27 protein-coding genes and 1 pseudogene are annotated in these 17,418 nt (G+C 65.6%); 2 read left to right on the top strand and 26 right to left on the bottom strand.

Annotated features, from left to right (window positions below):
* Positions 1–14 precede the first annotated feature (14 nt).
* The 22 genes and pseudogenes from rplO to G3M62_RS26480 all read right to left on the bottom strand — a co-directional run.
* Positions 15–500, bottom strand: coding sequence for a 50S ribosomal protein L15 (gene rplO, locus G3M62_RS08460; protein WP_165186199.1), 486 nt, complete (start codon positions 498–500; stop codon positions 15–17).
* A gap of 126 nt (positions 501–626) precedes the next feature.
* Positions 627–812 carry a 50S ribosomal protein L30 gene (gene rpmD, locus G3M62_RS08455; RefSeq protein ID WP_165186197.1) on the bottom strand — a complete coding sequence of 62 codons (186 nt, stop codon included), beginning with the start codon at positions 810–812 and terminating at the stop codon, positions 627–629.
* Between the two features lie 3 nt (positions 813–815).
* Positions 816–1,421: a 30S ribosomal protein S5 gene (rpsE, locus tag G3M62_RS08450; RefSeq protein ID WP_165186195.1), complete on the bottom strand. Its 606-nt coding sequence runs from the start codon at positions 1,419–1,421 to the stop codon at positions 816–818.
* A gap of 10 nt (positions 1,422–1,431) precedes the next feature.
* Complete coding sequence (gene rplR, locus G3M62_RS08445; protein WP_165186194.1) at positions 1,432–1,788, bottom strand: 50S ribosomal protein L18; 357 nt, start codon at positions 1,786–1,788, stop codon at positions 1,432–1,434.
* Positions 1,789–1,791: 3 nt separating this feature from the next.
* Complete coding sequence (gene rplF, locus G3M62_RS08440) at positions 1,792–2,325, bottom strand: 50S ribosomal protein L6 (protein ID WP_165186192.1); 534 nt, start codon at positions 2,323–2,325, stop codon at positions 1,792–1,794.
* 18 nt (positions 2,326–2,343) lie between these two features.
* Positions 2,344–2,742 (bottom strand): 30S ribosomal protein S8, encoded by a 399-nt coding sequence (gene rpsH, locus G3M62_RS08435; RefSeq protein ID WP_007662733.1) that lies wholly within the window; start codon positions 2,740–2,742, stop codon positions 2,344–2,346.
* 10 nt (positions 2,743–2,752) lie between these two features.
* Positions 2,753–3,058 (bottom strand): 30S ribosomal protein S14, encoded by a 306-nt coding sequence (gene rpsN / locus G3M62_RS08430; RefSeq protein WP_165186190.1) that lies wholly within the window; start codon positions 3,056–3,058, stop codon positions 2,753–2,755.
* Between the two features lie 21 nt (positions 3,059–3,079).
* Entirely contained in the window at positions 3,080–3,637 is a 558-nt protein-coding gene (gene rplE / locus G3M62_RS08425) for a 50S ribosomal protein L5 (RefSeq protein ID WP_007662739.1), read from the bottom strand.
* Positions 3,630–3,944 (bottom strand): 50S ribosomal protein L24, encoded by a 315-nt coding sequence (gene rplX, locus G3M62_RS08420; protein WP_035080023.1) that lies wholly within the window; start codon positions 3,942–3,944, stop codon positions 3,630–3,632. The genes rplE and rplX overlap by 8 nt, the downstream gene beginning before the upstream one ends.
* The gene (gene rplN, locus G3M62_RS08415; protein ID WP_007662742.1) at positions 3,944–4,312 is read right to left on the bottom strand and encodes a 50S ribosomal protein L14; all 369 of its coding nucleotides are present in this window, start codon (positions 4,310–4,312) and stop codon (positions 3,944–3,946) included. The genes rplX and rplN overlap by 1 nt, the downstream gene beginning before the upstream one ends.
* Positions 4,313–4,329: 17 nt before the next feature.
* A complete protein-coding gene (gene rpsQ / locus G3M62_RS08410; RefSeq protein WP_165186189.1) occupies positions 4,330–4,569 on the bottom strand; it encodes a 30S ribosomal protein S17 in 240 nt (79 codons plus the stop codon).
* 10 nt (positions 4,570–4,579) lie between these two features.
* Positions 4,580–4,774, bottom strand: coding sequence for a 50S ribosomal protein L29 (rpmC, locus tag G3M62_RS08405; RefSeq protein ID WP_165186187.1), 195 nt, complete (start codon positions 4,772–4,774; stop codon positions 4,580–4,582).
* Positions 4,771–5,211, bottom strand: a complete 441-nt coding sequence (gene rplP / locus G3M62_RS08400; protein ID WP_012285672.1) for a 50S ribosomal protein L16 — start codon at positions 5,209–5,211, stop codon at positions 4,771–4,773. Before rplP ends, rpmC begins: the two co-directional genes overlap by 4 nt.
* 12 nt (positions 5,212–5,223) lie before the next feature.
* The gene (gene rpsC / locus G3M62_RS08395; RefSeq protein WP_028041108.1) at positions 5,224–5,973 is read right to left on the bottom strand and encodes a 30S ribosomal protein S3; all 750 of its coding nucleotides are present in this window, start codon (positions 5,971–5,973) and stop codon (positions 5,224–5,226) included.
* Positions 5,973–6,353: a 50S ribosomal protein L22 gene (gene rplV / locus G3M62_RS08390; protein ID WP_012285670.1), complete on the bottom strand. Its 381-nt coding sequence runs from the start codon at positions 6,351–6,353 to the stop codon at positions 5,973–5,975. Before rplV ends, rpsC begins: the two co-directional genes overlap by 1 nt.
* Positions 6,354–6,356: 3 nt before the next feature.
* Positions 6,357–6,635 (bottom strand): 30S ribosomal protein S19, encoded by a 279-nt coding sequence (gene rpsS / locus G3M62_RS08385; protein WP_035049354.1) that lies wholly within the window; start codon positions 6,633–6,635, stop codon positions 6,357–6,359.
* Between the two features lie 3 nt (positions 6,636–6,638).
* Positions 6,639–7,475 carry a 50S ribosomal protein L2 gene (rplB, locus tag G3M62_RS08380; RefSeq protein WP_165186186.1) on the bottom strand — a complete coding sequence of 279 codons (837 nt, stop codon included), beginning with the start codon at positions 7,473–7,475 and terminating at the stop codon, positions 6,639–6,641.
* Between the two features lie 4 nt (positions 7,476–7,479).
* Entirely contained in the window at positions 7,480–7,776 is a 297-nt protein-coding gene (locus G3M62_RS08375; RefSeq protein ID WP_007662755.1) for a 50S ribosomal protein L23, read from the bottom strand.
* The gene (rplD, locus tag G3M62_RS08370; RefSeq protein WP_165186184.1) at positions 7,776–8,414 is read right to left on the bottom strand and encodes a 50S ribosomal protein L4; all 639 of its coding nucleotides are present in this window, start codon (positions 8,412–8,414) and stop codon (positions 7,776–7,778) included. The genes G3M62_RS08375 and rplD overlap by 1 nt, the downstream gene beginning before the upstream one ends.
* Positions 8,414–9,181, bottom strand: a complete 768-nt coding sequence (gene rplC / locus G3M62_RS08365) for a 50S ribosomal protein L3 (protein WP_165186183.1) — start codon at positions 9,179–9,181, stop codon at positions 8,414–8,416. Before rplC ends, rplD begins: the two co-directional genes overlap by 1 nt.
* A gap of 14 nt (positions 9,182–9,195) precedes the next feature.
* Positions 9,196–9,504, bottom strand: a complete 309-nt coding sequence (rpsJ, locus tag G3M62_RS08360; RefSeq protein ID WP_004616952.1) for a 30S ribosomal protein S10 — start codon at positions 9,502–9,504, stop codon at positions 9,196–9,198.
* A gap of 13 nt (positions 9,505–9,517) precedes the next feature.
* Positions 9,518–9,614, bottom strand: a pseudogene (locus G3M62_RS26480) (hypothetical protein); the annotation flags it as partial.
* 573 nt (positions 9,615–10,187) lie between these two features.
* Between G3M62_RS26480 and G3M62_RS08355 the strand changes: the two are divergent.
* Positions 10,188–10,970: a P22 phage major capsid protein family protein gene (locus tag G3M62_RS08355; protein WP_165186181.1), complete on the top strand. Its 783-nt coding sequence runs from the start codon at positions 10,188–10,190 to the stop codon at positions 10,968–10,970.
* A gap of 108 nt (positions 10,971–11,078) precedes the next feature.
* On the opposite strand, the gene G3M62_RS08350 is transcribed toward G3M62_RS08355, so the two are convergent.
* The 3 genes from G3M62_RS08350 to fdhD form a co-directional block, all read right to left on the bottom strand.
* Entirely contained in the window at positions 11,079–11,921 is an 843-nt protein-coding gene (locus G3M62_RS08350) for a GIN domain-containing protein (RefSeq protein WP_165186179.1), read from the bottom strand.
* Between the two features lie 90 nt (positions 11,922–12,011).
* Positions 12,012–14,327, bottom strand: coding sequence for an FdhF/YdeP family oxidoreductase (locus G3M62_RS08345; protein ID WP_165186178.1), 2,316 nt, complete (start codon positions 14,325–14,327; stop codon positions 12,012–12,014).
* Positions 14,327–15,142, bottom strand: coding sequence for a formate dehydrogenase accessory sulfurtransferase FdhD (gene fdhD / locus G3M62_RS08340; protein ID WP_165186176.1), 816 nt, complete (start codon positions 15,140–15,142; stop codon positions 14,327–14,329). Before fdhD ends, G3M62_RS08345 begins: the two co-directional genes overlap by 1 nt.
* A 132-nt stretch (positions 15,143–15,274) precedes the next feature.
* On the opposite strand from fdhD, the gene G3M62_RS08335 reads away from it, so the two are divergent.
* Positions 15,275–16,930 (top strand): FAD-dependent oxidoreductase, encoded by a 1,656-nt coding sequence (locus G3M62_RS08335; protein WP_165186175.1) that lies wholly within the window; start codon positions 15,275–15,277, stop codon positions 16,928–16,930.
* On the opposite strand, the gene G3M62_RS08330 is transcribed toward G3M62_RS08335, so the two are convergent.
* Entirely contained in the window at positions 16,927–17,385 is a 459-nt protein-coding gene (locus G3M62_RS08330) for a DUF5071 domain-containing protein (RefSeq protein ID WP_165186173.1), read from the bottom strand. The genes G3M62_RS08335 and G3M62_RS08330 overlap by 4 nt on opposite strands.
* Positions 17,386–17,418: the final 33 nt, after the last annotated feature.

The raw sequence follows: 17,418 nt of genomic DNA, 5'->3' as shown, positions 1-17,418 counted from the left end.
ATGACATTATGGTCTTAGGCTTCAGCTTGAACCTTGGCCTTCTTGGTCACGGTCACCGAACCGCCGGCGGCTTCGACGGCCTTGATGGCCGCTTCGGTCGCCGAATAGACGGTCAGCTTCAGGGCCGACTTGATTTCGCCCTTGCCCAGCAGCTTCACGCCGTCCAGTTCGCGACGGATCACGCCCGCGGCGACCAGGTCGGCGACGGAAACCGTCGCGCCGGCCTTCAGCTTGCCGGCTTCGACGGCTTGCTCCAGGCGCCACAGGTTCACTTCGGCGAACTCGAGACGGAAGGGGTTGTTGAAGCCGCGCTTAGGCATACGCATGTGCAGCGGCATCTGGCCGCCTTCGAAGCCGGCGATGGCGACGCCCGAGCGCGCCTTCTGGCCCTTCACACCGCGACCACCGGTCTTGCCCTTGCCCGAACCCGGGCCGCGGCCGATGCGCATGCGGCCCTTGGTGGAGCCGGGAGCCGGAGCCAGTTCATTAAGCTTGGTCATATGTGCCTCTCCTTGGAGATCTGCGCCCGGCCAGCGGCCGGACTCGGCTTGAAAACGGTATCGAACTTAAAACGAAAACCACCCCGGCTTTCACCGGGGTGGCGATTTCGCTGTCGTGTAGCAGAACTACTCGACGATTTCCAGCAGGTGCTGGACCTTGCGGATCATCCCGCGCACCGAGGGGGTGTCTTCCAGCGTGGACTCGCGGCCCAGCTTGTTGAGACCCAGGCCAGCGAGCGTGGCGCGCTGGACGGCGTTGCGACGGATCGGGCTGCCGGTTTGGCGAACCTTGACGGTTTTAGCTTCAGCCATGTCTTAGCCCTCGAGAGCGTCCGGAGCCGAGGCTCCGTCGGCGCGGCGGCCGAGAATGTCGCCAACCTTCTTGCCGCGCTTGGCGGCGATCTGGCGGGGCGACGATTGAACCTTCAGGGCTTCGAACGTGGCGCGGACCATGTTGTACGGGTTCGAGGAACCCGTCGACTTGGCCACGACGTCCTGGACGCCCAGGGTTTCGAGAACCGCGCGCATCGGACCACCGGCGATGACGCCCGTGCCGGGAGGGGCAGCGCGCATCATGACCTTGCCAGCGCCCCAACGGCCGTAGCCGTCGTGGTGCAGGGTGCGCGACTCGCGGAGCGGGACGCGGACCATGGTCTTCTTGGCTTCTTCGGTCGCCTTGCGGATGGCTTCCGGCACTTCACGCGCCTTGCCATGACCGAAGCCGACGCGGCCCTTTTGGTCGCCAACGACCATCAGAGCAGCGAAGCTGAAGCGACGGCCGCCCTTTACGGTGGCGGCGACGCGGTTGATGTGGACGAGCTTTTCGACGATGTCGCTGTCGACCCGCTCTTCGGGGGCGTTGCGGTCGCGACGGTCACGACGAGGACCGCCTTCACCGCGCTGTTGGTCACCACGAGCCATGATGTTTCCCTTAGAAGTTCAGGCCGGCTTCGCGCGCGGCGTCGGCCAGGGCTTTCACCCGTCCGTGGAAGATGTAGCCGCCGCGATCGAAGACGACGTCCTTGACGCCCTTTTCGATGGCGCGCTCGGCGACGAGCTTGCCGACCAGAGCGGCCGCGTCCTTGTCCGCGCCCTTGGCCGAACCTTCACCCTCGAGGGTGGAGGCCGAAGCCAGGGTCACGCCGCGTTCATCATCGATGATCTGGGCGTAGATGTTCTTGGACGAACGGAAGACCGACAAACGCGGGCGACCATTGGACAGGGCCTTGAGGCGGGTGCGGGTGCGTTGGGCACGACGCACGGCGGATTCGCGAGGTGAGAGCGCCATGGCTTACTTCTTCTTGCCTTCCTTGCGGCGAACCTTCTCGCCAGCATAGCGCACGCCCTTGCCCTTGTAGGGCTCCGGCGGACGAATGCGGCGGATTTTCGCGGCAATCTCGCCAACCGCCTGCTTATCAGCGCTGGCGATCTTGATTTCGGTCTGCTTGGGCACCGCGAAGGTGACGCCGGCCGGAGCCTCGACGTCTACGTCGTGGGAGAAACCGAGCTGGATGGAGAGCGCGGAGCCCTTCATCGCGGCGCGGTAACCAACGCCGACCAGTTCGAGGGTTTCCTCGAAGCCCGTCGTGACGCCGTGCACCATGTTGGACACCAGCGTGCGGGACAGACCCCACATCGACTTGGCGCGCGTGGACTCGTTCCGCGGGGTCAGGGTCAGCTCTTCGCTTTCGACCTTGATCTCGATTTCTTCCGGAACCGTCCAGGAGAGTTGGCCCTTAGGCCCCTTCACCGACACCGTCTGGCCCTCGAGCGTCAGGGTGACGCCCTTGGGGATCGAGACGGCCTTCTTACCGATACGTGACATGCTCTTTCCCTCCCGCGCCTAGTAGACGCGGCAGAGGACTTCGCCACCGACATTAGCGTCGCGTGCGGCGGAGTCCGACATGACGCCCTTCGGCGTCGAAAGGATCGAGATGCCCAGGCCGTTCTTGATCGGCTTCAGGTCCTTGATCGACGAATAGACGCGGCGACCAGGCTTGGACACGCGGCTGATCTCGGCGATCACGGGCTCACCGTCAAAATACTTGAGCTCGATCTCGAATTCGGGGAACGCACCGGGCTTCTCGACCAGCGAGTAGCCGCGGATGTAGCCTTCGTCGGCCAGCACGTCCAGGACGCGGGCGCGCAGCTTGGAAGCCGGCGTCGCGACCTTGGCGCGCTTGCGCGTGGCGGCGTTCTTGATGCGAGCGATCATATCGCTCAGGGGATCGTTCATCGACATCTGATCGTCCTCACCAGCTCGACTTGACGAGGCCGGGGATCTGCCCTTGCGAACCCAGTTCGCGCAGAGCAATCCGGCTCATCTTCAGCTTGCGATAGTAGGCGCGCGGGCGGCCGGTCACTTCGCAACGGTTGCGAATGCGAACAGCCGACGAGCTGCGCGGAAGCTTCGCGAGCTTCAGGCGGGCTTCGAAGCGTTCTTCCAGCGGCAGGCTTTCGTCGTTGGCGATCGCCTTCAGCGCGGCGCGCTTGTCGGCGAATTGCTTGACGAGGGCCTTGACCGCGAGATTACGGTTAACGGCGCTTTTCTTGGCCATGGTGTGTTTCCCTGCCCGCTCTTAATTCGTGAACGGGAACTGGAATTCCTTCAGGAGAGCCTTGGCTTCCTGATCGGTCTTCGCAGTGGTGCAGACGATGATGTCCATGCCCCAGATCTGTTCGATCTGGTCATAGTTGATTTCCGGGAACACCAGGTGCTCCTTCAGGCCCATGGCGTAGTTGCCACGGCCGTCGAAGCTCTTGCCGTTCAGGCCGCGGAAGTCCTTCACGCGCGGCAGCGCGATCGTGACCAGGCGGTCGAGGAACTCGTACATCCGGTCCTTGCGGAGGGTCACCTTGGCGCCGACCACCATGCCTTCGCGCAGCTTGAAGCCGGCGATGGACTTGCGGGCCTTCGTGGCGACCGGCTTCTGGCCGGCGATGGCCATCAGATCCTTCAGCGCGGTCTGGGCCTTCTTGGAGTCGGCCACAGCTTCGCCGATACCCATGTTCAGGACGATCTTGTCCAGCTTGGGGATCTGCATTTCGTTGGTGTACGCGAACTGTTCCTTCATCGCGGCGCGGATGCGCGCGCGATATTCGGACTTCAGCCGCGGTTCGTAAGCTTGATCAACCATTGATCACCTCGCCCGTGGTCTTGGCGACGCGCACCTTCTTGTCGCCTTCGATCTTGAAGCCGACGCGGGTGGCCTTGCCGTTGGAATCGACCAGCGCGACGTTCGAGACGTGCAGGGTCGCTTCCTTGCTCTTGATGCCGCCTTGCGGATCAGCCTGGGTGGCCTTGGTGTGGCGTTGAACCAGGTTCACGCCTTGCACCAGGACGCGGTTCTCCTTGGGGAGAACCTGGGTCACAGCGCCTTGCTTGCCCTTGTCCTTGCCGGCCAGGACGACAACGCGGTCGCCCTTCTTAATCTTGGCAGCCATTACAGCACCTCGGGGGCGAGGGAGATGATCTTCATGTGGTTCTTGGCGCGCAGTTCGCGAGGAACCGGGCCGAAGATCCGCGTGCCGACCGGCTCGCTCTGCTTGTTGACGATGACCGCGGCGTTCTTGTCGAAACGGATCAGCGACCCGTCCTTACGCTTCATGCCTTGGTTCACGCGAACGACGACGGCGCGAAGCACGTCACCCTTCTTCACGCGGCCGCGGGGAATGGCTTCCTTCACGGACACGACGATCACGTCACCGACGCTGGCGTAGCGACGACCTGCGCCACCCAGCACCTTGATGCACATGACCCGGCGGGCGCCGGAGTTGTCGGCGACTTCCAGGTTAGTTTGCATCTGGATCATGGTTCAAACCTTCCAGATTAAGCAGAAGCCTTGGGAAGGACTTCCCAGGTCTTCAGCTTGGACTTCGGAGCGCACTCGATGATACGGGCGATTTCGCCCGCCTTGTACGCATTGCTCTCATCGTGCGCGTGGTACTTCTTGGACCGACGCACGATCTTCTTCAGCAGCGGGTGAACGATGGTCCGTTCAACCTTAACCACTACGGTCTTGTCGCCTTTATCGGAAACGACAACCCCTTCGAGGATACGCTTGGGCATATCGTTCTCCTTAAGCCGCGGCCTTGGCGCGCAGCACGGTCTTGATGCGGGCGATTTCCTTGCGGATTTCACCAACGCGGTGGGTCTTTTCCACCTGACCGGTCGCCGCCTGGAAGCGCAGGTTGAACTGCTCTTTTTTCAGGTTGAGCAGTTGCTCGGCGAGTTGGTCAGGGGTCAGGCCCCGGATGTCTTGGATCTTGGTCATGCCGCTTCGGCCTCCAGAGCCGCACCGGCGTCGATGCGGGTGACGACGCGGGTACGAATCGGCAGCTTGGCAGCGCCGAGACGCAGGGCTTCGCGCGCGATATCGTCCGGCACGCCGTCGATTTCGAACATGATGCGGCCCGGGGCCACGCGAGCGGCCCAGTGGTCCACGGCGCCCTTGCCCTTACCCATCCGGACTTCAGCCGGCTTGCCGGTGACCGGCACGTCCGGGAAGATACGGATCCAGACGCGGCCTTGACGCTTCATCTGGCGGGTGATGGCGCGACGAGCAGCTTCGATCTGACGCGCCGTGATGCGCTCAGGCTCGACGGCCTTCAGGCCGTACGAACCGAAGTTCAGCAGGGTGCCGCCCTTCGAGGTGCCGTGGATACGGCCCTTGAACTGCTTGCGATACTTGGTTTTTTTCGGTGACAGCATAGCGCTCTATCCTTAGCCCCGATCGCGACGGCCGCGGTCGCCCCGGTCGGGACGATCGCCGCGCTCGCGCCCACCACCTTCGCCGGCCGGGCCGGATTCAGTGGCGAGACGCTTGTCGAGCGCCATCGGGTCATGCTCCAGCACTTCGCCTTTGAAGATCCAGGTCTTCACGCCGATGATGCCGTAGGTGGTCTTGGCTTCCGCGAAACCGTAGTCGATGTCGGCGCGCAGCGTGTGAAGCGGCACGCGACCTTCGCGATACCATTCCATACGAGCGATTTCCGCGCCGCCGAGGCGGCCCGACACGTTGATGCGGATGCCCTTGGCGCCGAGACGGACGGCCGATTGGATCGACCGCTTCATGGCGCGGCGGAAGGCGATCCGGCGCTCGAGCTGCTGGGCGATGGACTCGGCCACCAGCTGGGCGTCGGTTTCGGGCTTACGGATTTCGACGATGTTCAGGTGAACTTCGCCTTCCGTCATCACCGACAGGTCCTTGCGGAGCTTGTCGATGTCAGCGCCCTTCTTGCCGATGATGACGCCCGGACGGGCGGCATAGATCGTGACGCGGCACTTCTTGTGCGGACGCTCGATGATGATGCGCGAGACGCCGGCTTGATACAGGCGCTTCTTGAGCATCGCACGGACCGCGAGGTCTTGGTGCAGGAGCTTGCCGTACTGTTCGCCGTCGGCGAACCAACGGCTGTCCCAGGTACGGTTTACGCCGAGCCGCAGCCCGACCGGATTGACTTTCTGACCCATCAGGCGGCCTCACCCAGTTCGCGGACCACGATGGTGATCTCGGAGAACGGCTTTTCAACGCGCGTGGCCCGACCGCGAGCACGCGGCGAGAAACGCTTCATCACCAGGTTCTTGCCCACATAGGCCTCGGCGACGACCAGCGAGTCGATGTCGAGGTTGTGGTTGTTCTCGGCGTTGGAGATGGCCGAGTACAGCGCCTTGCGGACGTCCTGAGCGATACGCTTGTGGCTGAATTCGAGCTCGTTCAGAGCGCGCTGGACGTTCAGGCCACGAATGGACTGAGCGACCAGGTTCAGCTTGCGGGCGCTGGTGCGCAAGGTGCGAACCTTGCACATCGCTTCATTGGCCGGCAGGCGGCGAGGTTGTTTAGCTTGGCTCATGGCCTACTTCCTCTTCGCCTTCTTGTCGGCGGCGTGGCCGGGGAAGTTGCGGGTGGGAGCGAACTCACCGAACTTCATACCGACCATGTCTTCCGACACGGAGACGGGAACGTGCTTCTGACCGTTGTGCACGCCGAACACCAGGCCGACGAACTGCGGCATGATGGTCGAGCGGCGCGACCAGGTCTTGATGACGTCCTTGCGGCCCGACGACAGAGCGGCGTCGGCCTTCTTCAGGAGGTACCCGTCGACGAACGGGCCTTTCCAGACGGAGCGGGTCATGGCTTAGCGGCCCTTTTTCGCTTTGTGGCGCGAACGGATGATGAACTTATCCGTGGCCTTGTTGACGCGGGTCTTGGCGCCCTTGGTCGGCTTACCGGCCGGGGTCACCGGGTTACGACCGCCCGAAGTCCGGCCTTCACCACCACCGTGGGGGTGGTCGACCGGGTTCATGGCGACGCCGCGGACGTGAGGACGACGGCCCATGTGACGAACGCGCCCGGCCTTGCCGAGGTTTTCGTTCATGTGGTCGGGGTTCGACACGGCGCCGACGGTGGCCAGGCAGGTGTCGAGCACCATGCGCAGCTCGCCCGAGTTCAGACGGATCTGAGCGTAACCGGCGTCACGACCGACCAGCTGGGCGTAGGCGCCAGCCGAACGGGCGATCTGGCCACCCTTGGCGGGCTTCAGCTCGACGTTGTGGATGATCGTGCCGATCGGCATGGTCCGCAGCGGCGAGGTGTTGCCCGGCTTCACGTCGACCTTGTCGGCGGTGACGACTTCGTCGCCGGCCTTCAGGCGTTGCGGAGCCAGGATGTAGGACAGTTCGCCGTCCTGATACTTGATCAGGGCGATGAAGGCGGTGCGGTTCGGATCGTACTCGAGGCGAACGACCGTGGCCGTGCCTTGCTTACGACGCTTGAAGTCGACCAGACGGTACAGGCGCTTGGCGCCGCCGCCGCGGAAGCGGACCGCGATACGGCCATTGCCGCCACGACCGCCCGACTTGGTCAGACCTTCGACCAGCTTCTTTTCCGGGCGGCCCTTGTGGAGCTCGCTGCGGTCGATCAGCACCAGGCCGCGCTGGCCGGGGCTGGTCGGGTTAAAGTGCTTCAAGGCCATCTGATTAGAGCCCCGTCGTGATGTCGATCGACTGGCCTTCGGCCAGGGTCACGATGGCTTTTTTGACATCGGAACGGCGTCCGATGATGCCACGGAAGCGCTTGGTCTTGCCCTTGGTGACCAGGGTGTTGACCTTGGTGACCTTGACCTTGAACAGCTCTTCGACTGCGGCGGCGATTTCGTCCTTCGACGCATCGGCGGACACGCGGAAGACAACCTTGTTCTGCTCGCTGAGCAGGGTGGCCTTCTCGGTGATCACCGGCGACAGGATCGTGTCGTAGTGGCGGGCGGTTGCGGCCATCAGGCGGCTTCCTTCTCAGCGAAACGGGCCGAGATCGCCTCGATCGCGTCCTTGGTCAGGACGAGCGTTTGGCGACGCAGCACGTCATAGACGTTCAGGCCGGCGTTCGGCAGCACGTCGATGTTCGGAATGTTGCGGGCGGCGAGCTTGAAGTTGCCGTCCACTTCCGGACCCGCGATGACCAGCGCGTTCTTCAGGCCGAGCTTTTCGAAGTTGGCGCGCAGGGCGGCCGTCTTCGGATCGGTCAGAACGGCGCTGTCCAGCACGACGATCGAGCCGGCCTTGGCCTTCGACGACAGAGCGTGGCGCAGAGCCATGGCGCGGATCTTCTTGGGAAGATCGAACGCGTGGCTACGAACGACAGGCCCGTGAGCCTTGGCGCCGCCGACGAACTGAGCCGCACGGCGCGAACCGTGACGAGCCGAGCCGGTGCCCTTTTGCTTGTACATCTTCTTGCCCGTACGAGAGACCTCGTTGCGGACTTGAATCTTGTGGTTCCCGGAGCGGCGCTTGGCCAGCTGCCAGGTGACGACGCGCTGCAGGATGTCGCCGCGGATGTCGGCGATGCCAAAGATGGCGTCGTCGAGATCAACGGAGCCGGCCTTGCCGCCGTCCAGTTTGATGACGTCGAGTTTCATTAGCCTTCGCCCTCTTCGGTCGTCGCCGCGGGGGCTTCCTCAGCGGGGGTTTCAGCGGCGGCGGCCGGAGCCTCGCCAGCCTTGCGGAAGGCGCCCGGACGCGGCAGGTCGGCCGGAGCGGCCTTCTTGATCGCGTCGCGAACCTTGACGTACGAGCCTTCCGAGCCGGGGACAGCGCCCTTGACCAGGATCAGGCCGCGTTCGACGTCCACTTTCCAAACGGTGACGTTCAGGGTGGTGACGGTTTCCTGACCCAGGTGACCGGCCATCTTCTTGCCCGGGAACGTGCGACCCGGATCCTGACGGTTACCCGTCGAACCGTGCGAACGGTGCGAGACCGAGACGCCGTGGGTGGCGCGCAGACCGCCGAAGTTCCAGCGCTTCATGGCGCCGGCAAAACCCTTACCGACGGTGATGCCTTGGATGTCCACCTTCTGGCCGGCGACGTAGTGGTCAGCCGTGAATTCGGCGCCCACATCGATCAGAGCGGCTTCATCCACGCGGAATTCGGCGACGATCCGCTTGGGCTCGACCGAATTCTTGGCGAAGTGGCCGCGCAGGGCCTTGGAGGTGTTCTTGGGCTTCTTGGCGCCGGCGCCGAGTTGCAGGGCGGTGTAACCGTCCTTCTCGACCGTGCGCTGGCCCGTGACCTGGCAACCGTCCAGCGACAGGACGGTGACCGGGACGTGCTGTCCGGTTTCATCGAAGAAGCGGGTCATGCCCAGCTTCTTGGCGATCACGCCAGTACGATTAGCGGGGAGAGTCATCTGTTCGGCCCTCCTTACAGCTTGATTTCGACGTCAACGCCGGCCGACAGGTCGAGCTTCATCAGCGCGTCCACGGTCTGCGGAGTCGGGTCAACGATGTCGAGGACGCGCTTGTGCGTACGGATCTCGAACTGCTCGCGCGACTTCTTGTCGACGTGCGGCGAGCGGTTGACGGTGAATTTCTCGATAAGCGTGGGCAGGGGGATCGGGCCCCGTACCGTCGCACCCGTGCGCTTGGCCGTATTCACGATCTCGCGCGTGGAATGATCCAACACGCGGTGATCGAAGGCCTTGAGCCGGATGCGGATGTTCTGACGATCCATATCGCTCGGTTTCCTAGTGGGCTGCGCCCGCGTCTCGAACCATTTCAAAGACCAACTCGGATCCTCCCGGGGGAGACTCCGAACGCAGCGTCCGCAAAACAAATAGGCCCCGGCGGTCACCCGCTAGGGCCGGTGACTGAAAACAACACCCAGAAAGGGGCCGCCCGCAGTCGTTCGCGAACCGCGTTTAAGCTCGAAAGCTCACAGCCGGTCCAACAGAAGGGGGCTTTTACGTGTGTGAATCGGTTTCGTCAAGCGGTTCGGAACGGGTTTTGACGGCGGCGAAACACACCCCGCCCTCCCCTCTCCTTCCCCTCTCCTTCCTCTCTCCACCCGCGTTCCCGCTCGGCGGCTGGAACCACGCCCGGTCGTCTTCGACCCGGCGACAACCCTTGGGAGCGGACTTAACAGAGAAGGCCCGATTGCGGCGCGACAAACCAGCGATCGATGAGACATGCCCTTATCGGGAGATATATAGGGCATGAACGTGCGAGCGCACGCGATAGGAATCCCAGTCCGTTTCCGCAAGTGTCATAAAACTGCATCAATTCGCCGATGACCGACTTCGCCCGCCTTGTGGGGGTCGGCGAAGCTCCATAGATCCGCCGCTCCTCGACGGACCGGCGGCCCTCCCCAAACGACCGCCGGCCGATCGAGGCCACACAGTAAGGGGATTACCCACTATGAAGACCCAACTCTTTGCCGCCGCCGCCGTCCTGGCCGTGGCCGTCTCGGCTCCCGCCTTCGCTCAGAACGTCGGCTCGATCGGCGCCGCCGTGAACTACTCCGACATCAAGGCCACCGGCCTCGACGCCGACGGCACCTCGGTGAAGGTCGACGGCAACGTCGCCATCCCGACCGGCGCCTGGACCGTGACCCTGAACGGCAACGTCTCGGTCAACGACAACGACCTGAGCGACGAAACCGTCGCCTCGACCGCCGCCCACGCCACGACCCTGGTCGCCGGCGACACCGTGCGCGTCGGCGGCTTCGCCGCCCTGTCGCGTCCGTCGAGCGACACCCTGTGGGCCGTCGGCGCCGAAGCCAGCAAGTACTTCGACCGCGTCACCCTGACGGGCGTCGCCGCCTATGGCCACGAGAACGACGCCGACGCCGACCTCTACACCGTGCGCGGTGAAGCCCGTTACTTCGTCTCGGACGACTTCCGTCTGGACGCCGGCGCCGGCTACGCCAACCTCGACCCCAAGGGCTTCTCGAAGGCCGACGTCTGGGACGTCAATGTCGGCGGCGAATACAAGTTCGCCAACACCGGCTGGTCGACCTTCGGCAAGTACACCCACACCGAGTCCAAGGACCTGGCCGACCTGAACTCGGAAGCCGTGAAGGTTGGCTTCCGCTACACGTTCGGCGGCAGCCTGAAGACCCGCGACCGTTCGGGCGCCGACCTGATCGACGCCGAGACCCTGTTCGGCGTTCGCGCCCCGGTCCGCACCATCGTTCAATAAGAACGACGGTTCGCGATCCGCGAATGAAGGAACGCCCCGGAGCTTCGGCTCCGGGGCGTTTCTCTTTATATATATATGTAGCGTGAGCGCGGTGGAGCGCGTCGGCGACTAGCGGCCGATGTTCACCTCGCCCGAACCGGCCACGTGCTTGCTCACCGGGCCGTTGGCCTTGGCGATGCGCACGTCGCCCGAGCCGGCCACCGACACCTCGACGGAGTCGGCCTCGCCGTCGAAGTCGACGTCGCCCGAGCCCATGACGCTGACGTCCACCGCCCGCGAATGGCCGCCCCGGACGGTCACGTCGCCCGAACCGGCGATGTTGGCCTCGAGCTTGCCGTTGACGCTGGCGGCGGTCACCCCGCCCGAGCCGGCGATGTTGATCTCCAGGTCGCCGCCGATCTCCTGGGTCTTCACGTCGCCCGAACCGGCGATGTTGATCTCGGCCGAGCCGGCGCTGCCGGCCTTGGTGTCGCCAGAGCCGGCCTGGTTCAGATCCAGCTTGCCCTTGACGTTGGCCACGGTCCAATCGCCGCAACCGGCGTTGGACAGCTCCAGGCGGTCTGTCCGACCGACATTGCCGAACACCGCGCCGCCAGCAGCGACCTCGGCGTCCATCGGCACGCGGACCACGATCTGCGGGATGTCTTCCCACTTCACGTCACCGACGCCGCGCACGTGAACGACCGTCTTGCCCATCACCGTGTTGCAGCCATTGATGCGGTTCATCCGCAGGCCACCGTCGATGGTGACGTCCGAGCGATCCTGGCGGATCTTCAGCGGCAGGCTTTGGTTGGTCGTCAGGAACTCGACCTTCACGTCGCTACGGGCCTCCGGGATCACCTCAACCCGCGCCACGGCGTCCTTGATCTTCACGGACGGATCGGCGGCGGCGGCGGTCCCGGCGAAGCCCAGGACGGTGGCGGCGGAGGCCAGAAGCAGAAGAGCGCGCATCGGTTGTTCCCTCGAACGAAACTGGTGTTGAGGAAAAGCTAGCCGCGCGCTTATCGAGAAACGACTTAATTCGAGGTCATGACCCGCTTGTCATGATTGGGCCTCAATCGACGCGGCCGCCAGCCGCACCGGCACGGACTTGTAGGCGGGCGTGCCGCTGCGGCGGTCGTGGTCGTCCAGCGCCACCAGCACATTGGTCTCGGGATAATAGGCGGCCAGGCAGCCCCGGGGGATGTCGCGCTCCACCAGGGTGAAGCCGCGCACCGCCCGTCGCCCGGTGTCGTCGAAGGCCGCCGTCAGGTCGATGCGGTCGCCGGCCTTCAGGCCCCGCGAGGCGATGTCGTCGGGATGGGCGAAGACCACGTCGCGGCGACCGAACACCCCGCGATAGCGGTCGTTCTGGCCGTAGATGGTGGTGTTGTACTGGTCGTGGCTGCGCACCGTGGTCAGCAGCAGCACGTCGGCCTCGCCCCGCCGGGCGTCCTGGCCGTCATGGCGATGGGCCAGGAACTGGGCCTTGCCGCTGGGGGTCTTCCAGACCCGCTCGGACGGCGGAACCGGCAGGCGGAAGCCGCCCGGCTGGCGCACCCGCTCATTATAGTTGGTGAAGGCCTCGGGGAAGACCGCCTCGATCAGGTCACGGATCTTGTCGTAGTCGGCGGCCAGGCCCGGCCAGTCGACGATGTCGCCCGGCCCGAACAGCGCCGCGCCGATCCCCGCGACGATCGCCGGCTCGGACTTCAGCTGGTCCGAGGCCGGGGCGTTCAGCCCGCGCGAGGCGTGGACCATCGACATCGAGTCCTCGACCGTCACCGCCTGGCGCACGCCGGCCTGCAGATCCATCTCGGTGCGTCCCAGGCACGGCAGCAGCAGGCTCTCCTCGCCATGCAGCAGATGGGTCCGGTTCAGCTTGGTGGCGACGTGGACCGTCAGTCCCACCTTCCGGATCGCCGCGAAGGTGCGGGTCGGGTCGGGCGCAGCGACCGCGAAATTGCCGCCCAGGCCGACGAACACCTTGGTCTCGCCCGCTTCCATGGCCGCGATCGTCTCGACCACCGTGTGGCCGTGCTCGCGCGGCGACTTGAAGGCGAAGACCTTGTCCATCGAGTCCAGGAAAGCGGCCGAGGGCTTTTCCCAGATCCCGACCGTCCGGTCGCCCTGGACGTTGGAGTGGCCCCGCACGGGACAGATCCCCGCCCCCGGCCGGCCGATATTGCCCTTCAGCAGCAGCAAGTTGACCAGTTGCTGCACCGTGCTGGACGAGGAGCGGTGCTGGGTCAGGCCCATGCCGTAGCAGAGGATCGTCGCCTTGGCGCCGGCATAGGCTCGGGCCGCTTCCTCGATCTGGGCCCGCGTCAGCCCTGAGCCAGTCTCGATCTCGTCCCAACTCAGGTCTTCGACGATGGCCCTCACCGCCTCGAAGCCCTCGGTGTGCTCGGCGATGAAGGCGCGGTCCAGCACCGTGCCCTGGCTTTGCTCGTCCAGGGCCAGGACGGCCTTCATCATCCCCTGCACCGCCAAGGCGTCGCCGCCGATGGACACCTGATAGTAGGCCGAAGCGATCGGGGTCGAGGTCAGGGTCGCCATCTCGACCGGGTCCTGCGGCGCGGCGAACTTCTCCAGGGCCCGCTCCTTCAGCGGATTGAAGGCCAGGATCGTCGCCCCGCGCCGGGCGGCGTCGCGTAGCGTGGTCATCATCCGCGGATGGTTGGTGCCGGGGTTGTGGCCGAAGCTGAGGATCAGGTCGGCGTGGTCGAAATCCTCCAGCGTCACCGAGCCCTTGCCCATGCCGATCGAGTCCGGCAGGCCGACGCTGGTCGGCTCGTGGCACATGTTGGAGCAGTCGGGGAAATTGTTGGTCCCCACGCGCCGGCCCAACAGCTGGAACAGGAACGCCGCCTCGTTGGAAGCCCGCCCCGAGGCGTAGAACTCCGCCTGGTTCGGGTGGCCCAGCGCCTTCAGGCCGTTGGCCGTGCGCGCGAAGGCCTCGTCCCAGGCGATGGGCAGATAGCGATCGCTCGCCCGATCATAGGCCATCGGATGGGTCAGCCGGCCCAGATCCTCCAGGGCGTGGTCGCTCCAGGTCTTCAGCGCGGTGACGGTGTGGGCGGCGAACACCTCGGGCGTGGCGCGCTTGGACGTCGCCTCCCAGGCCACGGCCTTGGCCCCGTTCTCGCAGAACTCGAACGACGAGGTATGTTTTGGATCGGGCCAGGCGCAGCCGGGGCAGTCGAAGCCCTCCGGCTGATTGGCGCGCAGCAGGGTCTTGCCGCCCTCGATCACCGTCTCCTGATCGGTCAGGGCCCCGGCTACCGCCTTCAGCGCGCCCCAGCCGCCGGCGGCGTTGTCGTAACGGTGGATGCCGGGGATCTTGGCGTTGGCGTGATCGATCTCGTCCTTGGCCATCAGACCAGCTCCGGCGCGGCGTCGAGCAGGCGCTCGGCATAGGTGAAGACGGTGTGGCCGTCGGCGCGGGCCAGAGCGACCAGGGTCAGGCCGGACTCCTCGGCCCGGCGGATCGCCAAATCGGTCGGGGCCGAGACCGCCACCAGCATCGAGCAGCCCATCCGTACGGTCTTCTCGACCATCTCGAACGAACAGCGGCTGGTCACCAAGACGAAGCCGTCCGAAGCATCGCGGCCCTCGCGGGCCATGGCGCCGGCCAGCTTGTCCAGGGCGTTGTGCCGGCCGACATCCTCGCGGACCACGACCAGCGCGCCCTCGGCGTCCGCGAAGGCCGCGGCGTGAGTGGCCCTGGTCAAGCGGCCCAGGGCCTGGACGTCGCCCAGGGCGTCGACAGCGCGTTGGATGGCTTGGTGCGAGACCCTCACGCCGCTTTCCAAGCGCGGCAGCGGCCGCACGGCGTCGGCCAGGCGCTGCACCCCGCACAGCCCGCAGCTGGACCGTCCCTCCAGGGTGCGCGGCCGGGCCTTGCGCTGGATCGCGCCGGGTTGAAGCTTCACGTCGGCCAGGATGCCCAGATCCGTCTGGGTGACCTCGATTCCGAGCACGTCGCCCGCCTTGGCCACCGCCTCGGTGATGGTGAAGCCCAGGGCCAGGTCCTCGACGTCGTCTGGGGTGGCCATCAGCACGGTGTGCGGTCGACCGTCGAACGACAGGCCAACGGCGACTTCCTGGGGCGTAGCCCGGGCGATGGCTTCGGATCCGGCCCCGACCCGCCATTGGGTGGCGGACCGGCGTTGAGCGGCGGCTTTCGACATGGCCGCAGTTTACCGCCTCGCCGCCCGCATCTCCAACCCCGATGCCGCCTTCCCGTTCAAGACGGCAGGAACGTTCAAATTCCGTCGCGCTGAGCGGATGACCACGCGGCGATCCTGACGCACACTGGGACCATGGCCATTATCGACACCCGCCGCGAGCAGATGTTCCCCAGCCTCAAGCCGGAGGAGATCGACCGCATCCGCCGGTTCGGCGACATCGCCCACGCCAAGGCCGGCGCCGTGCTGGCCAAGGCCGGCGAGGTCTCGCCCGGCGTCATGATCGTGCTGGAAGGAACCGCCCGGGTCACCCGCCGCGACGCCATGGACGAAACCCATGTGATCGTCGAGCACGGGCCCGGCGGCTTCATCGGCGAGTTGGCCCAGCTGTCGGGCCGCCCGTCCCTGGTCGACGTCCACGCCCTGACCGACCTGGAGGTCCTGCGCATCAAGCCCGACCGCCTGCGCGCGGTGCTGATCGCCGAGGCCGAGCTGGGCGAGCGGATCATGCGGGCCCTGATCCTGCGCCGCGTCGGCCTGCTGGAAACAGGGGCTGGAGGCCCGGTGATCATCGGCCGCGCCGCCGACGGCGTGGTCATCCGCCTGTCCGGCTTCCTGAGCCGCAACGGCCATCCCTATCGGCATCTGGATCCCGACCAGGTCGACTGCGCCAAGGTGCTGATCGAGCGGTTCTCGGTCGACGAGGCCGAGCTGCCGATCGTGCTGTGCCCCGGCGGCCAGCTTCTCCGCCACCCTTCGAACGCCGAGCTGGCGCGTTGCATCGGCATGGTCGGCGATCTGGATCCCAGCCGCGTCTATGACGTGGCCGTGGTCGGGGCCGGTCCGGCCGGCCTGGCCACCGCCGTCTACGCCGCCTCCGAGGGCCTGTCGGTGCTGGTGCTCGACACCCGCGCGTTCGGCGGCCAGGCCGGCGCCTCGGCCCGGATCGAGAACTATCTGGGCTTCCCCACCGGCGTCTCGGGCATGGCCCTGATGGCGCGCGCCTACAACCAGGCCCAGAAGTTCGGGGCCAATCTGGCGATCCCGGACGAGGTGGCCAGTCTCGATTGCGAGGGCGACGACGGCCTCAGCGGCTATCACCTGAAACTGGTCAGCGGCGAGACCACCCAGGCCAAGACCGTGGTCATCGCCAGCGGCGCCCGCTATCGCCGGCTGGAGGTGTCCAACCTGGACGAGTTCGAGGGCAGCAGCGTCCACTACTGGGCCTCGCCGCTCGAGGCCAAGCTGTGCGCGGGCCAGGAGGTGGCGCTGGTCGGGGCCGGCAATTCGGCGGGCCAGGCGGCGGTCTATCTGGCCAGCCAGGTCAAGAAGGTCTGGCTGGTCATTCGCGGCAAGAGCCTGCACGCCAGCATGTCGCGCTACCTGATCGACCGCATCGAGAGCCTGCCCAATATCGAGGTCGTCGTCCGCAACGAGATCTTCGAGCTGGAGGGCGAAAACGGCCAGCTGCGCGCGATCCGCCACCGCGACCTCGACACCGGCGAGGAGGACCGCTGCGAGATCAGCCACCTCTTCCTGTTCATCGGCGCCGCGCCCAACACCGCCTGGCTGAGCCAATGCCGGGTCGAGCTGGACAACCACGGCTTCGTGCGCACCGGCCAGGACCTGGCGCCGGGCCATCCGCCCCTGCAGACCAGCCGCCACGGCGTGTTCGCGATCGGCGACGCCCGGGCCGGCTCGGTCAAGCGCGTCGCCGCCGCGGTCGGAGAAGGCGCCCAGGTGGTGGCGGCGATCCACGCCTTCCTGGCCGAGCCGGTGACGGGGGCTTAGGCCTCGCCGAGAACCTGACGGTTATGAGCTACATATTCTTGAGGAAGGACGCTCTCGTCGGATCCGGCCTCCAGGCGTCGTAGAATGTTCCGGGCCACCACATCGATCCGCTCCTCGCGCTCCCCTTCCGTAGGCGAGTTGGCGATACGCTTCAGTTCAGGTCGAAGCATCACGGTCAGCGGGTTCGATTCCGCGACCACGCCGATCACTGTCCAATATTTCCAGACGTCGTCGTGAGTCCGAAGCACCGCGCGTATATGCGGCGCTAGCGGCGCGCCAATATCGGCCAGGAAGGGCCTCAAATCTTGCGCGACTGGCCAGTTCAGATCCTGCATCCAGGTCAGCAGTTCCGACAGGAGAGGCTCGATAAAGGGATAGCCGGCTTGGCTCAGCCGTTCGATGGCCGCTGTATCCAGCTTGTCCTTTGGCAGGAGGGCGGCGAGCTGAGGATCCATAAACGCCGTTTAACACGGTCACCGCGCACAACC

Source organism: Caulobacter soli (genome assembly GCF_011045195.1).
Classification (GTDB): domain Bacteria; phylum Pseudomonadota; class Alphaproteobacteria; order Caulobacterales; family Caulobacteraceae; genus Caulobacter; species Caulobacter soli.
Note: the sequence above shows the minus strand (reverse complement) of the source record. Positions and strands in the feature narration are given on the sequence as shown.

Bases quoted from the DNA above. Each gene is read 5' to 3' on its own strand.
- G3M62_RS08335 (WP_165186175.1), top strand. From the start codon at position 15,275: ATGGCCATTATCGACACCCGCCGCGAGCAGATGTTCCCCAGCCTCAAG.
- rplF (WP_165186192.1), bottom strand. From the start codon at position 2,325: ATGTCACGTATCGGTAAGAAGGCCGTCTCGATCCCCAAGGGCGTCACC.
- G3M62_RS08350 (WP_165186179.1), bottom strand. From the start codon at position 11,921: ATGCGCGCTCTTCTGCTTCTGGCCTCCGCCGCCACCGTCCTGGGCTTC.
- rpsN (WP_165186190.1), bottom strand. From the start codon at position 3,058: ATGGCCAAGAAAAGCGCCGTTAACCGTAATCTCGCGGTCAAGGCCCTC.
- G3M62_RS08330 (WP_165186173.1), bottom strand. From the start codon at position 17,385: ATGGATCCTCAGCTCGCCGCCCTCCTGCCAAAGGACAAGCTGGATACA.
- rpsJ (WP_004616952.1), bottom strand. From the start codon at position 9,504: ATGGATCGTCAGAACATCCGCATCCGGCTCAAGGCCTTCGATCACCGC.
- G3M62_RS08375 (WP_007662755.1), bottom strand. From the start codon at position 7,776: ATGGCCGCAACCGCCCGCCACTACGACACGATCCTGTCGCCGGTGATC.
- rpsE (WP_165186195.1), bottom strand. From the start codon at position 1,421: ATGGCTCGTGGTGACCAACAGCGCGGTGAAGGCGGTCCTCGTCGTGAC.
- rplX (WP_035080023.1), bottom strand. From the start codon at position 3,944: ATGGCTGCCAAGATTAAGAAGGGCGACCGCGTTGTCGTCCTGGCCGGC.
- rplO (WP_165186199.1), bottom strand. From the start codon at position 500: ATGACCAAGCTTAATGAACTGGCTCCGGCTCCCGGCTCCACCAAGGGC.
- rpsH (WP_007662733.1), bottom strand. From the start codon at position 2,742: ATGTCGATGAACGATCCCCTGAGCGATATGATCGCTCGCATCAAGAAC.
- G3M62_RS08355 (WP_165186181.1), top strand. From the start codon at position 10,188: ATGAAGACCCAACTCTTTGCCGCCGCCGCCGTCCTGGCCGTGGCCGTC.
- fdhD (WP_165186176.1), bottom strand. From the start codon at position 15,142: ATGTCGAAAGCCGCCGCTCAACGCCGGTCCGCCACCCAATGGCGGGTC.
- rpsC (WP_028041108.1), bottom strand. From the start codon at position 5,973: ATGGGTCAGAAAGTCAATCCGGTCGGGCTGCGGCTCGGCGTAAACCGT.
- rplR (WP_165186194.1), bottom strand. From the start codon at position 1,788: ATGGCGCTCTCACCTCGCGAATCCGCCGTGCGTCGTGCCCAACGCACC.
- G3M62_RS08345 (WP_165186178.1), bottom strand. From the start codon at position 14,327: ATGGCCAAGGACGAGATCGATCACGCCAACGCCAAGATCCCCGGCATC.
- rplD (WP_165186184.1), bottom strand. From the start codon at position 8,414: ATGAAACTCGACGTCATCAAACTGGACGGCGGCAAGGCCGGCTCCGTT.
- rplB (WP_165186186.1), bottom strand. From the start codon at position 7,475: ATGGCCTTGAAGCACTTTAACCCGACCAGCCCCGGCCAGCGCGGCCTG.
- rpsQ (WP_165186189.1), bottom strand. From the start codon at position 4,569: ATGCCCAAGCGTATCCTCGAAGGGGTTGTCGTTTCCGATAAAGGCGAC.
- rplN (WP_007662742.1), bottom strand. From the start codon at position 4,312: ATGATCCAGATGCAAACTAACCTGGAAGTCGCCGACAACTCCGGCGCC.
- rpmC (WP_165186187.1), bottom strand. From the start codon at position 4,774: ATGACCAAGATCCAAGACATCCGGGGCCTGACCCCTGACCAACTCGCC.
- rpmD (WP_165186197.1), bottom strand. From the start codon at position 812: ATGGCTGAAGCTAAAACCGTCAAGGTTCGCCAAACCGGCAGCCCGATC.
- rpsS (WP_035049354.1), bottom strand. From the start codon at position 6,635: ATGACCCGCTCCGTCTGGAAAGGCCCGTTCGTCGACGGGTACCTCCTG.
- rplV (WP_012285670.1), bottom strand. From the start codon at position 6,353: ATGAGCCAAGCTAAACAACCTCGCCGCCTGCCGGCCAATGAAGCGATG.
- rplE (WP_007662739.1), bottom strand. From the start codon at position 3,637: ATGGTTGATCAAGCTTACGAACCGCGGCTGAAGTCCGAATATCGCGCG.
- rplP (WP_012285672.1), bottom strand. From the start codon at position 5,211: ATGCTGTCACCGAAAAAAACCAAGTATCGCAAGCAGTTCAAGGGCCGT.
- rplC (WP_165186183.1), bottom strand. From the start codon at position 9,181: ATGACTCTCCCCGCTAATCGTACTGGCGTGATCGCCAAGAAGCTGGGC.